Origin of the sequence: Enterobacter sp. FUJ80071, from assembly GCF_038739915.1 — a bacterium.
Classification (GTDB): domain Bacteria; phylum Pseudomonadota; class Gammaproteobacteria; order Enterobacterales; family Enterobacteriaceae; genus Enterobacter; species Enterobacter kobei.
In genome coordinates this window covers 82,414-94,805 of sequence record NZ_JBBXKH010000003.1, presented here as the reverse complement: position 1 = coordinate 94,805, position 12,392 = coordinate 82,414, and the positions used below count along the sequence as shown (strand labels likewise).

Here is a 12,392-nt window from a genome sequence, read left to right as displayed (position 1 = left end):
GTGGAAGAATATCCCATCATCGAGCTGTCCCACCTGCTGCCGGCGGCGCAGGGATTGGCCCGGCTGCCGGCGGACGAGCGCATCCAACGCCTTCGCGCCGACCGCTGGATCGGCTACCCCCGCGCGGTCGAGGCGCTGAACCGGCTGGAAACCCTGTATGCGTGGCCAAACAAGCAACGCATGCCCAACCTGCTGCTGGTCGGCCCGACCAACAACGGCAAGTCGATGATCGTCGAGAAGTTCCGGCGCACGCATCTGGCCAGCGCCGATGCCGACCAGGAGCACATCCCGGTGCTGGTCGTGCAGATGCCGTCCGAGCCGTCTGTGATCCGCTTCTACGTCGCGCTGCTCGCGGCGATGGGTGCGCCATTGCGACCGCGCCCACGACTGCCGGAAATGGAGCAACTGGCGCTGGCACTGCTGCGCAAGGTCGGCGTGCGCATTTTGGTGATCGACGAGTTGCACAACGTCCTGGCTGGTAACAGCGTCAACCGCCGGGAATTCCTCAATCTGCTGCGCTTCCTCGGCAACGAACTGCGCATCCCACTGGTCGGGGTTGGCACGCGCGACGCCTATCTGGCCATCCGCTCGGATGACCAGTTGGAAAACCGCTTCGAGCCGATGATGCTGCCGCTGTGGGAGGCCAACGACGATTGCTGCTCACTGCTGGCCAGCTTCGCCGCTTCGCTTCCTCTGCGGCGACCCTCGTCGATTGCCACGCTGGACATGGCCCGCTACCTGCTCACACGCAGCGAGGGCACCATAGGCGAACTGGCGCACTTGCTGATGGCAGCGGCCATCGTCGCCGTGGAGAGCTGCGAGGAAGCGATCAACCATCGCACGCTCAGCATGGCCGATTACACCGGTCCCAGCGAGCGGCGGCGGCAATTCGAGCGGGAACTGATGTGAAGCCAGCGCCACGCTGGCCACTGCATCCGGCTCCCAGGGAAGGCGAAGCCTTGTCTTCGTGGCTCAACCGCGTGGCCCTTTGCTATCACATGGAGGTGTCCGAGCTGCTGGAGCAAGATCTTGGTCACGGTCAGGTTGATGACCTGGACACCGCGCCACCACTGGCGCTGCTGGAGATGCTCTCCCTGCGGAGCGGCATCGAGCCGGATCGGCTGCGTTGCATGAGTTTCGCCGGCTGGGTGCCTTGGCTACTGGACAGTCTTGATGATCAGATTCCAGATGCATTGGAAACCTATGCGTTCCAGCTCTCGGTGCTGCTGCCGAAACTCCGCCGTAGGACGCGATCCATCACGAGCTGGCGTGCCTGGCTGCCCAGCCAGCCGATACATCGCGCCTGTCCGCTCTGTCTGAACGACCCGGCAAACCAAGCCGTACTGCTTGCATGGAAGCTGCCCTTGATGCTGAGCTGCCCGCTGCATGGCTGCTGGCTGGAATCCTATTGGGGCGTGCCTGGGCGGTTTCTCGGCTGGGAGAACGCCGACACTGCGCCGCGCACCGCCAGCGACCCGATTGCAGTGATGGACCGGCGTACCTGGCAGGCACTGACGACCGGCCATGTGGAGCTGCCGCGCCGACGCATCCACGCTGGATTGTGGTTTCGGCTGCTACGCACGCTGCTCGATGAGCTGAACACCCCGCTTTCGGCGTGCGGAACCTACGCGGGGTATCTCCGCCAAGTCTGGCAAGGCTGCGGGCATCCGCTGCGTGCTGGGCAAAGTCTGTGGCGACCGTATGAAACCCTGAACCCGGCAGTACGGTTGCAGATGCTGGAGGCAGCGGCAGCGGCAATCAGCTTGATTGAGGTGAGGGATATAAGCCCGCCAGGCGAGCATGCAAAGCTGTTCTGGTCCGAGCCCCAAACCGGGTTCACCAGTGGTCTGCCGGCGAAAGCGCCGAAGCCCGAACCCGTCAATCACTGGCAACGGGCGGTCCAAGCTATCAGTGAGGCGATCATTGAAGCGCGGCACAACCCCGAGACGGCGCGCTCGCTGTTCGCCTTGGCTTCCTATGGTCGGCGCGACCCAGCTTCCCTGGAACAGTTGCGAGCCACCTTTGCAAAGGAAGGCATCCCCCCGGAATTTCTGTCACATTACGAGCCTGATGGACCCTTTGCATGTCTTAGACAGAATGACGGGTTAAGTGACAAATTTTGACGGCCAGAATTTTCCGGCGCACACTGTCACATAATCGAACGTATATGTGACAGGTACGACATGCTGATAGGGGTCAGTTTGGATATCGAAAATTATTGTACGTTAAGGTGATTTTTTATACCCCTGGTCTGCGATAAGGGAGCTTGACCACGTTGACAGGCAGCTATGAGCGAGGAGCGGACCTTGATAGATCACCATAACTGTTGTCGGTTCACGAGATAATTTATCGTTACTCAAATTCAATTCTCGCTGACGACTGAGGCTAAATGGTCCATTTAGCATAATTGTTGTGGCAGAAAGAGATGCCTTTCTGCCACATGTGGGGTTAGTTTACTTTTGGAAAGTCCACCAGGGTGTCATTCACACGGTTGATCATATTCGTAAACAGAATCGCACTGACTGCACTGATGACTTCCACCACCTGCCGATCGCTAAAGCCTGCTGCCAGAAAACGACTGACGGATTCTTCTGGTAAGGTGTTGCGGGTCGTCACCAGCGTTTTTACAAATTTGACCAGTGCATCAATGTGCGGATCTTCCGGGAACTCTCCCCGGCGTAATGCCTGAATTTGCTCAACGCTGTAACCTGCCATTTTTCCGGTCAACGTATGCGCCGCCAGACAGTAATCACACCCTGAGACTTCACTGACCACAAGGTTAACGGCTTCAATTTCCTGTTTGCTCAACTGACTTTTAGCCAGCGTGGCGTTGTGTTGCAATGCATGACCTAGAATGTCGGGGGCGATGCCAATGGTCTGGTAGGCATTCGGGACTTTACCCATCGCCCGTTTAATGGCGCTGAAGAGTTCTGCTGTCGTGCCAGTGGCATTTTCAGGTTGTACGGAAGTTAAACGGCTCATCATTTTTTCCTTTCAGTTTAAGGGTTTCGCCGTATCGGCGATGAGCACATAATAGAGCGCAGCCGGCGGGCATGCAGGCCGTATCGTCTCGATTATTTGTCTTATCGTCTCAGGAGTCAGAGTGGACAATCTCAGCCGCTTGCTTTCCTTACTGGCACCAACATGTAGCGTCAATCTTCACTGTCGTTTTACCGGGCGCTGGGATGCCGACCATCCGCAACAAGCCGCCGGTATTGTGCCTTGGCACGTCATTCTTCGTGGCGAAACCCGGCTGATTGTTGGGGGGAAGACGTTCGACGTGCGTGCGGGTGATATCATTCTTTTCCCGCACGGATCGCCACATTTACTGCAAAGTCTGGTGGACTGGGGGCAGGTCGTACCTGCTCAGGTCAACAATAATGGCATCGTCACTGAAGTGTGGACGGAAGGACTGGGGCCTGCGGTCGAGGTATTGTGTGGCGAGTTTCATTTCGGGCCGGGTTATCGCTGGATGTTCGCCGATGAAACAACGCTGATCCATCTCCATGCCGATGAGCAACACGATGTCCCTGAACTGGAAACACTGCTGGGTATGCTGGTACGCGAAAGTCTTGGCGGTTTGCCGGGCAGTACGAGTATCGTGAAGGGGCTGGCAGATACGTTGCTCGCGCTAATCCTGCGTATTTTGCTGTCGTTGCACGAGCCTCCCGCGGGTGTGTTACGGCTGCTGAGCGACACACGTCTTGCTCCCGCCATACTGGCCGTCATCGCCGATCCTGCGTCGCCATGGACGATGGAATCGATGGCGAAACGCTGTTTTCTGTCCCGTGCCACTTTCGCCCGCCACTTTTCATACAGCTATCATCAGACGCCCCAGGTCTGGCTCAACCAGTTACGTATGGTGCTGGCGGCAAGACTGCTTTCAGAAGAGAAAAACCTGACAACGGAGAGAGTAGCCGAACAGTGTGGTTTTTTGTCGCTGTCGTCTTTTTCTAAAGCGTTCAAAAAAACCTGGGGCATAACGCCTGCTCTGCACCGTAAACGTGGGTACAGCACAACGATCACTGGCAACGAGCCCACCGAGGTGGATAAGATTAACGGTCAACAGGCTGAGAATTAGACTGCAGAGATTAGCGAAGTAACCTGCAGCTCGGCCATACCGTCAATTGCGTGGACCAGTGTGTTGAACGGTGCTGCCTGGGTATGCTTTTCCAGCATCAGGGCTGACTGTCAGCGTTCAATCATCATAAACTGGTGATCATTTTCACGGTTCATGTACAACTGATACTGTAAACACCCGGGTTTCCCCCTGCACATCGTGTTCGACAGTTTTAAGTGCCAGAAGTACCTTTTCGCGTGCGCCCTGCCGGGCGGTAATAGTGGCAACAAGTGTAATATTATCGTGCATATTCGAACGTCCTTTCAGTGATAAACCAGGCGGCTAGCCTACGCTCATGGGAAAGAAAAATAACCCCATGAACCTGGTTAACACCTTCACTGGATGAGTGAAAACAGCCGTACGGCTTAACGCCCTGCGCGAAGCGACTGAGGTGGAATGCCATACCCGCGAATAAACACCTCCCGCATATGCCGTCTGTCGCGAAAACCGGACTCGCGGGCAATGGCATCCAGTGACAGGCGGCTTTGCTCAATCATCAAGCGCGCGGCCTCAAGCCGCAGCCCTTCAATTGCTTTCGCCGGAGATTTGCCTGTCTCCTGACGAAACAGGCGGCTGAGCTGGCGAGCACTGACATGCACCGCATCGGCAAGCATTTCCACCGTCAGCGTTTTGCGCAGATTGTGGCGGGCATATTCCAGCGCCGTTTGCAGGCGATCTGAGCGCGGTGCCAGAGCAAGCATTTCCGAATGCTGTTTCTGACCGCCGGAGCGACGCTGATTCATCACCAGGCGATGCGCGACCGTACGGGCAATATCTGCACCGAGATCTTTCTCCACCATACCAAGCGCCATATCCAGCCCCGCGGTCATGCCTGCAGACGTCCAGATAGTGTCATCAATAATAAAAATACGATCATCTTCAAGCTGAATCGTGGGATGCCGCGATGCCAGGCTCTGTGAGTGTGCCCAGTGCGTGGTGGCACGTTTTTGCTCCAGCAGGCCAGCCTGTGCCAGCACAAATGCACCGGTACAGACTCCGGCAATCCTGCGTGCCTGACGGGCGGTGGTTTGCAGAAAATGAATCACGCCGGGGCTGGCGGGATCCTCAACAGGTGAAAGCACGCCTGCTACCAGCCAGGTATCTACCAGAGTTTCCTCAGTCAACTTCGTCGAATCCACGCCGATACCCGAAGAAGAACGTACGGTTCCTCCGTGTTCGGAGTAGACCACCGGCTGGTAAAACGGATGTTCAGCCACCAGATTGGCAAACTCAAATACCGTCAGCGTAGACAGCGCCAGCATCTGAAAATGATCGGCAATGATTAATCCTATACGGTGCATTGGAACTCCTTTATGACAGGCGGACTGATTGATATTCCGCGGAGCGGGCCCGTAACCGCTCAGAGGTCCACAGGCTGGCCAGTGCCAGCAGCAGGAACATTACTGAGCTTATCATTACACCGTAAAAACCCGACAGGGGATAAAGCCATGATGCTACCGCCGATCCAAACCCAATGCCGCAGAACATAAAGGCGCTGGTTAATGCCAGCGAAATTCCACGCGTTTCTGCGGTCGAGATCTCCACAATACGCCGCTGTTGAGTGGGCCATAACAGGTCAGTGGAAAAGGCCCAGACGACCAGCAGGAGATACAGCAATGACAGCTGAGCTGGCAGTAGCATGACGAGCAGCATATCCGTCACCAGTAACATCAGACCGGTAACCAGTAAGTGTTCCGCGCTGAAGTGGCGTGCTGCACGGGCAACAAAAAGATTCCCCACAATACCCGCCGCACCGATAACAGCCAGAGCGATAGAGATAGCTGATGCATCACCTTGCCAGCGATCGCGGATCATCGGTGAGATAAAGGCGTACATATCGTACACACCAGAGGTGATAAAAAAGACGACCAGAAAAGCGGCCAGTGATTTGCCCTCTTTTAGCACCACACCGACCTGGCGTAAGCGGATATCAACACCTTTGACGACGTCCGGTACCAGCAAAAAAACGGCACCTGCAGTGAGAACACTCACCAGCGCGATAAGCGTGAATAGCATACGCGCACCCCAGACAGTGGCCAGCCATGCCGCCAGCGGAATACCGACCATACTGGCCATAGATACACCCAGCAGGATCATGGCAATAGCACTGCCACGCTCCTCAGGGGCGACTAACTCTGCACCGAGCGCAATCAGTACCGGCCCGATCAGGGAGGCACCCAGACCCATTACAATCCGCGAAGCCACCAGTACTTTGTAGTCCGGCGCGATGGCAAAAATCAGGGCTCCCAGCCCAAATACCAGCATGCCTGCCAGCACCTGTGCTCTGCGCATGAACTTGCCGAACATAACCTGCGCCAGCGGCGCGCCCAGTGCAAACGTCAGACCGAAAATGGAGAGCAGGCGGGCACTTTGAGCGTCGCTGATGCCCCATTCCTGGGAAATGGGGACCAGACTACCCGCCACGGAAAGCGAACCAGTCGCCTGAATAAAATAGGCCAGGCTAAGCGCCCATAATGCACGCTTTTGAAATGCTGACAGGTGATTTTGCATCATAAACTCCAGAGAAGGGGCAGTTGCCTGCCCCAGAGCAGGTCAGGCAACCGGTATTGGGTTATCTACCATTGACTGATTAAACGCGTTCACCATCTCGTGTTCATTAGCACCCTGATTCGCACGGGCTGGCAGCACACTGTCGACAATCGCTTCAATGGAATCTGTCGCCAGTTTTTCAAAGGTCTGCTGGATAAAATCGGCTAATGGCATCGCACGTGAATCACCGCTTTTGTAGATCAAATCGGTATCGACCCAGGGGGGTGAAATTTCAATGACCTTCACGCCGGCATCGCGCAGTAGAAAACGCTGCGACAGGGTGTAAGAATGAATCGCGGCTTTAGTGGCTGAGTAGAGTGCATTCGTCACCAGGGGTAAAAAAGCCAGAATCGAACTGTTGTTGATCAATACTGCATCCGGTTGTTGTTTCAATTGCTCAACAAAAGCTGAACTGACCCGAACAGTTCCCAACAGGTTGGTATTCAGTAAGGTGGTGGCCATATCGTCATCCAGTTCGGCAGCAGCGTTATCGAAGGGCATAATGCCAGCGTTATTGATTACCACATTCAGTGCCGGATAGCGGGAGAGCACCTCTTTCGCCGCCGATTTAATGCTGGACGCATCGGTGACATCCAGTACCACGGAATCCATCCCCGGGTTGGCCGCCGTGACCGTGTCCAGAAGAGCCTTACGACGGCCTGAAATGATCACCTGATTACCCAGTTGATGAAATTTTTCTGCCATTGCGCGGCCAATACCTGACGTGCCGCCAGTGATAAAAATCGTGTTTCCTGTCAGTTTCATAGGGTTATTCCTGTTGGCAAATACAATGTTAGTGAGTCAGTCCGGTGCGATAACGGCTGGCGGGTACATTACTTGAGAGGTGCGGGATCATGGCCTGCCGATTCCGCTCCATGGCTTGCCAGTAAGCGTCGTTATGCAGTGAGGGGATGGTGACAAGTTCCCCGCTAAGAAAACCCGCCAGCGCCGCATCCACCAGGTCGTAAGCACTCATGACTATTGACTTATCGAGTTGTTCAAGGGGTAAACCGCCGTTGTCCCAGAACGGTGTTGCTGTCGCTCCCGGCAGCACGGCCTGAATGTGAATGCCCTTTTCAGAGAGTTCATGATGGAGTGACTGACTGAAGGCCAGAACAAAGGCCTTTGTGCCGCCGTACACGCCGTTAAGCAGTTCCGGCGCAAGGCTGACAATCGATGAAATATTGGTGATGGCACCCACACCTCGCGCGACAAAACCAGGAACCACGCTGTAAGTCAGACGGGTCAGGGCGACGACATTAAGATTAATCATCGCCTGCATTTGATCGACGTCGCTAGACAACAAAGGCGTATGTGTACCGACTCCGGCATTGTTCACCAACAGGGTAATGCTGGCATCGGAGCGCAGTTTCTTCTCCACTGCTGCCAGCTGTTGGGCATCACCCAGATCGGCTGCCAGCACTTCCACACTGCGGGCGGTGTCCGCAGTAATGTGGCTGGCCATCTGATTCAGGCGGTTATGATTACGGGCGATAATGATCAGGTCGTATCCCATGCGCGCCAGTCGACTGGCGTAAACAGCACCGATGCCGGTGGATGCACCAGTGATGACGGCAGTGCCTTTACCTGTTTGTGTTGCGAGACTCATTGCAGACTCCTTTCGATCACCATTGATTCGATGAGAGAATCATAAGTGAGAAAGGGATGTCGTAAATGACGAATATGGTAGTTATTTAGGTCATTTCGTATTTCGGTTCGGGTAGTGGGAAGGAGAGAAAATGACTATCGGGCTGCGGGTTCATTTCAGACACATAAGCCTGCTTACTGTGTACAGTAATGTCCGCACCTGGCACACAGTGGACTTTACTTACATAGATGATGCGTCAGGCTGCTAGTCACAGAGCGCTAACTATTACGCCATGACTGCAAATCAACACTGTTATTTCAGCTTTTCAGGAAGATGTATTATTTTTATGAAGCGCTTGTATCCGGCAAACCTGTGACGCACTGTAGCCCGTAGCATCAGCCGTTTCCTGGATACTCAGTTTCTTTACCTGCCGGTAGTACAGGACTTTCTGATGTCGCTCCTGATCGGCCTGTTTACCCCGGTATTTCCCCAGTGTATGTGCCCGTTCAATTCCCTGCTTCTGGCGCTGGCGGCGGCTCAGCCAGTCCTTATGCGACATCGCGGCCATCAGGTCGATGAGCATATTATTGATGGCGGTTATCACGGCGCGGGTGATTGGGTCAGCCTGCGAGGGGTCTTTATCTGACAGCGCCTGCCATGAGGTGGGCACATCCAGGCTGACAATCCGCAGCTCGTGTTGTTCTATCTGCTTTTTCAGCGTCATCCAGTCACTGTTGCTCAGACGGGTCAGGCGGTCTATCTGCTCGACCAGTAAAATATCATTGCGATGGCTGTCCATCAGTAAGCGTCCCAGCTCAGGGCGGTCAAGTTTTGTACCGCTGATGTTTTCCCGGTAGTAACTGGCTATTTTATGTCCCCGTTCCTGAACAAACTGCTCCAGCATCTCTTTTGCCCGATCGGCGAACTGATCTTCCGTCGATGCCCTTAAATAAGCTCTGATGAACATTTTTTCACCGTGTTATCGCATTTAGGTTATTGCATTTATTCTATCGCATATAGGTTATGTCATTTATCGTGTGCCGTCACGTTTTGGTTATGGCGTCAGGGTGTACCCTTATGCGATAACCATTTTTGTTAAAAATACCGCATCAAATAATTTACGAGGGAAACTATATGGCAAGGAGGCAGATTCTTTCTCTGTCGGAAAGAGAATCATTACTGGCATTACCGGAAGATGAGTTAACGCTGACCCGGATGGCGTATTTCAGTGAACATGATCTTGCACTTATCAGTGCCCACCGTAAACCTGCCAGCCGTTTTGGTTTTGCCGTCCTTCTTTGCTATCTGAAAAATGTCGGCTTTGCCCCGGATAAAAAAATCCCACCCTCTGATGCGCTGCTGAAGCATATCGCCGGCAGGCTAAAACTTACCGGGGATCTCTGGCCTGCTTACCTTTCCGGCAGGGAAACCACGCGACGCGAACATTTAACTGAACTGTACCGCTATCTTGGCGTAAAAGCGTTTACCGGCAAAATACAGCAGGACTGTATTACACACCTGCTGCCGATGGCGACGCGCACCGATAAAGGTATTCTTCTGGCCGAAGAGCTGCTGGTCTGGCTCCGGAAGAACAACGTGATAATCCCCGCGATTGATGTCGTGGAGCGTACCTGTGCGGAGGCCATGGCAGGCGGCGATAAAATCGTATTTCAGACCCTGAATGCCCCGTTAACTCAGGCTCACAGGGATGCGCTGGATCGTTTACTTGAGTCATCGGATAATCAGTCTTCCAGGCTGACATGGCTTCTGCAACCGCCGGGTAAAATCAATGGTAAGAACGTGCTGCAACATCTTGATCGGCTCAGCAGCATTGAATCGCTGGCATTACCGGAAGGCATAGAACGTACCATTCACCAGAACCGGTTGCTGAAACTGGCGCGTGAAGGCCGAAAGATGAGCAGCCGGGATTTGACCCGATTTTCAGCAGCCCGGCGTCATGCGATCCTGGTGTGTGTGCTGGAAGAAGCCAGAGCCATACTGACAGACGAAGTGATTGAGTTGCATGAACGAATGCTGAGCAGCCTTTTCAGCAAAGCCAAAAGAACACAGGCTGAGCGCCTTCAGCAGACAGGAAAGCTGATCCAGTCAAAACTGAGGCAGTACATCGATGTCGGCCAGGCGCTGTCTGATGCCCGCGATTCCGGTGGCGATCCATGGCTCGCAATAGAAAACATACTCCCGTGGCCTGAATTTGTCGCCAGTCTGGAGGAAACACGTCATCTCGCCAGAAAAAATAATTTTGACCCACTGCATATTATTACTGAGAAATACAGCACATTACGGAAATATGCCCCGCGCATGTTGTCCGCTTTACAGTTAGTCGCAACCCCGGCAGCGCAACCTCTGGCTAATGCGCTGGTTGTGATCAAGGATATGTACCGGAAACAGTCACGTAAAGTTCCGGCGACAGCGCCGCTGGAGTTTGTCCCCGAAAGCTGGCGCAAGGTGGTAATTACACCCGCAGGTATTGACCGGCAGTACTATGAATTTTGTGCTCTCAGCGAGCTTAAGGGGGCGTTGCGCTCCGGGGACATCTGGGTTAAAGGTTCACGCCGCTACAAAAATTTTGATGATTACCTCATTCCCGAAAAGGACTTTGACAAACTCACACCGGCGCTGCCATTGCCCGTATCTGCTGATTTTCATGAGTACATTACCAACCGCATGACCCTGCTTCAGTCCAGACTTGAAGAGGTCAATGCCATGGCTGCCCTTGGTGAACTGCCCGATGTGGAGATTTCCGACAGGGGCGTAAAAGTCTCTCCGCTGGACAACAGCGTTCCGGCGCAGGTTTCACCGCTGGCAGAACTGGTTTACAGCATGCTACCGCGCCCTAAAATCACGGAAATTCTCGACGAGGTAAACAGCTGGACGACGTTTACCCGTCATTTTTCGCATATAAAAAATGACATTACCCGTCCCGATACCCGCCTGCTCCTCACCACCATCCTTGCGGATGGTATCAACCTTGGCCTGACCAAAATGGCAGAAGCCTGCCCCGGTAGCACCAAATCATCACTCGAAGATATTCAGGCATGGTACATCCGCAATGAAACCTATTCAGCCGCTCTTGCAGAACTGGTAAATGCGCAGGGAAAAAGACCACTGGCAGCATTCTGGGGCGACGGGACAACGTCATCATCAGATGGACAGAATTTCAGAACAGGCAGCTCAGGCCGCTACGCAGGGCAGGTTAACCCGAAATACGGGCAGGAGCCCGGACGTCAGTTTTATACCCATATTTCGGATCAATACAGCCCGTTTTACACCTGCATAATCAGTCGGGTCAGGGATTCAACCCATGTTCTCGATGGTCTGCTGTACCACGAAAGCGACCTGGAAATCAGGGAGCATTACACCGATACAGCTGGTTTCACCGATCATGTCTTTGCCCTGATGCATCTGCTGGGATTTGCGTTCTGTCCGCGAATCAGGGATCTCCACGACAAGAAGCTGTTTATCAAAGGGAAAGCGGACCAGTACCCGGCGCTTCAGTCACTGATATCAATTACCAGCCTGAATCTGAAAGAGATCGAAATTCACTGGCGTGAAGTGCTGCGTCTGGCGACCTCGATAAAGCAGGGAACCGTGACAGCATCCCTGATGCTGAAAAAGCTAGCCAGCTACCCCAAGCAAAACGGACTTGCCAAAGCACTGAGAGAAATTGGCCGCATTGAGCGAACGCTGTTTATGCTCGACTGGTTCCGCGATCCTGCACTGCGTCGGCGGGTACAGGCGGGGCTGAATAAGGGTGAGGCACGTAACGCACTGGCGCGGGCGGTATTTATGCACCGGCTGGGAGAAATCAGGGACAGGAAGCCGGAAAATCAGAGCTATCGCGCCAGTGGACTGACGCTGCTGACGGCTGCGATCTCGCTGTGGAATACTATGTATATGGAAAGGGCGATCGATGCCCTGAAGCGTAAGGGACTAAAGATCAACGAACAACTGCTGTCGCATTTGTCTCCACTAGGCTGGGAGCATATCAATCTGACAGGCGATTACATCTGGAAAAGCAACCGGATACCGGCTTCCGGTAGGTTTCGTCGGCTGAGGCCCGCTAAAGTAGAAAGGTCAAAAAACAACCTTAACGTACAATAATTTTCTATATCC

Annotated in this window: 11 protein-coding genes; 4 read left to right on the top strand and 7 right to left on the bottom strand. The window is 54.1% G+C overall.

The genetic code is table 11. The features are described from left to right. Together AAER43_RS25420 and AAER43_RS25415 are read left to right on the top strand one after the other, a co-directional pair. A complete protein-coding gene (locus tag AAER43_RS25420; RefSeq protein ID WP_028604704.1) occupies positions 1–909 on the top strand; it encodes a TniB family NTP-binding protein in 909 nt (302 codons plus the stop codon). Beyond that, complete coding sequence (locus tag AAER43_RS25415; protein ID WP_045889332.1) at positions 906–2,123, top strand: TniQ family protein; 1,218 nt, start codon at positions 906–908, stop codon at positions 2,121–2,123. The genes AAER43_RS25420 and AAER43_RS25415 overlap by 4 nt, the downstream gene beginning before the upstream one ends. A 325-nt stretch (positions 2,124–2,448) precedes the next feature. Here the strand turns inward: AAER43_RS25415 and AAER43_RS25410 are convergent, their stop codons facing one another. Beyond that, positions 2,449–2,982, bottom strand: coding sequence for a carboxymuconolactone decarboxylase family protein (locus AAER43_RS25410; RefSeq protein WP_039265220.1), 534 nt, complete (start codon positions 2,980–2,982; stop codon positions 2,449–2,451). A gap of 121 nt (positions 2,983–3,103) precedes the next feature. Between AAER43_RS25410 and AAER43_RS25405 the strand changes: the two genes are divergently transcribed. Continuing rightward, positions 3,104–4,081 (top strand): AraC family transcriptional regulator, encoded by a 978-nt coding sequence (locus AAER43_RS25405; RefSeq protein WP_231591592.1) that lies wholly within the window; start codon positions 3,104–3,106, stop codon positions 4,079–4,081. A gap of 144 nt (positions 4,082–4,225) precedes the next feature. On the opposite strand, the gene AAER43_RS25400 is transcribed toward AAER43_RS25405, so the two are convergent. The 6 genes from AAER43_RS25400 to AAER43_RS25375 all read right to left on the bottom strand — a co-directional run bounded on the left by AAER43_RS25400 (position 4,226) and on the right by AAER43_RS25375 (position 9,225). Then, complete coding sequence (locus AAER43_RS25400; protein ID WP_232764368.1) at positions 4,226–4,369, bottom strand: hypothetical protein; 144 nt, start codon at positions 4,367–4,369, stop codon at positions 4,226–4,228. Between the two features lie 116 nt (positions 4,370–4,485). Then, the gene (locus tag AAER43_RS25395) at positions 4,486–5,421 is read right to left on the bottom strand and encodes a GlxA family transcriptional regulator (protein WP_039265221.1); all 936 of its coding nucleotides are present in this window, start codon (positions 5,419–5,421) and stop codon (positions 4,486–4,488) included. 10 nt (positions 5,422–5,431) lie between these two features. Continuing rightward, positions 5,432–6,631 carry an MFS transporter gene (locus AAER43_RS25390; RefSeq protein ID WP_039265222.1) on the bottom strand — a complete coding sequence of 400 codons (1,200 nt, stop codon included), beginning with the start codon at positions 6,629–6,631 and terminating at the stop codon, positions 5,432–5,434. A 42-nt stretch (positions 6,632–6,673) separates the two neighbouring features. Next, positions 6,674–7,435, bottom strand: coding sequence for an SDR family NAD(P)-dependent oxidoreductase (locus AAER43_RS25385; RefSeq protein ID WP_039265223.1), 762 nt, complete (start codon positions 7,433–7,435; stop codon positions 6,674–6,676). 28 nt (positions 7,436–7,463) lie between these two features. After that, positions 7,464–8,279, bottom strand: a complete 816-nt coding sequence (locus AAER43_RS25380; protein ID WP_039265224.1) for an SDR family oxidoreductase — start codon at positions 8,277–8,279, stop codon at positions 7,464–7,466. Between the two features lie 304 nt (positions 8,280–8,583). After that, positions 8,584–9,225: a recombinase family protein gene (locus AAER43_RS25375; RefSeq protein ID WP_039265225.1), complete on the bottom strand. Its 642-nt coding sequence runs from the start codon at positions 9,223–9,225 to the stop codon at positions 8,584–8,586. A gap of 167 nt (positions 9,226–9,392) precedes the next feature. On the opposite strand from AAER43_RS25375, the gene AAER43_RS25370 reads away from it, so the two are divergent. Further along, on the top strand, positions 9,393–12,380 hold the full coding sequence (locus tag AAER43_RS25370; protein WP_069602320.1) for a Tn3 family transposase: 2,988 nt from the start codon (positions 9,393–9,395) through the stop codon (positions 12,378–12,380). The last annotated feature ends 12 nt before the right edge of the window (positions 12,381–12,392 follow it).

Excerpts from the sequence above, each read along its gene's own strand:
- AAER43_RS25410 (WP_039265220.1), bottom strand. The coding sequence starts at position 2,982 with ATGAGCCGTTTAACTTCCGTACAACCTGAAAATGCCACTGGCACGACA.
- AAER43_RS25400 (WP_232764368.1), bottom strand. The coding sequence starts at position 4,369 with ATGCACGATAATATTACACTTGTTGCCACTATTACCGCCCGGCAGGGC.
- AAER43_RS25395 (WP_039265221.1), bottom strand. The coding sequence starts at position 5,421 with ATGCACCGTATAGGATTAATCATTGCCGATCATTTTCAGATGCTGGCG.
- AAER43_RS25390 (WP_039265222.1), bottom strand. The coding sequence starts at position 6,631 with ATGCAAAATCACCTGTCAGCATTTCAAAAGCGTGCATTATGGGCGCTT.
- AAER43_RS25385 (WP_039265223.1), bottom strand. The coding sequence starts at position 7,435 with ATGAAACTGACAGGAAACACGATTTTTATCACTGGCGGCACGTCAGGT.
- AAER43_RS25380 (WP_039265224.1), bottom strand. The coding sequence starts at position 8,279 with ATGAGTCTCGCAACACAAACAGGTAAAGGCACTGCCGTCATCACTGGT.
- AAER43_RS25375 (WP_039265225.1), bottom strand. The coding sequence starts at position 9,225 with ATGTTCATCAGAGCTTATTTAAGGGCATCGACGGAAGATCAGTTCGCC.
- AAER43_RS25370 (WP_069602320.1), top strand. The coding sequence starts at position 9,393 with ATGGCAAGGAGGCAGATTCTTTCTCTGTCGGAAAGAGAATCATTACTG.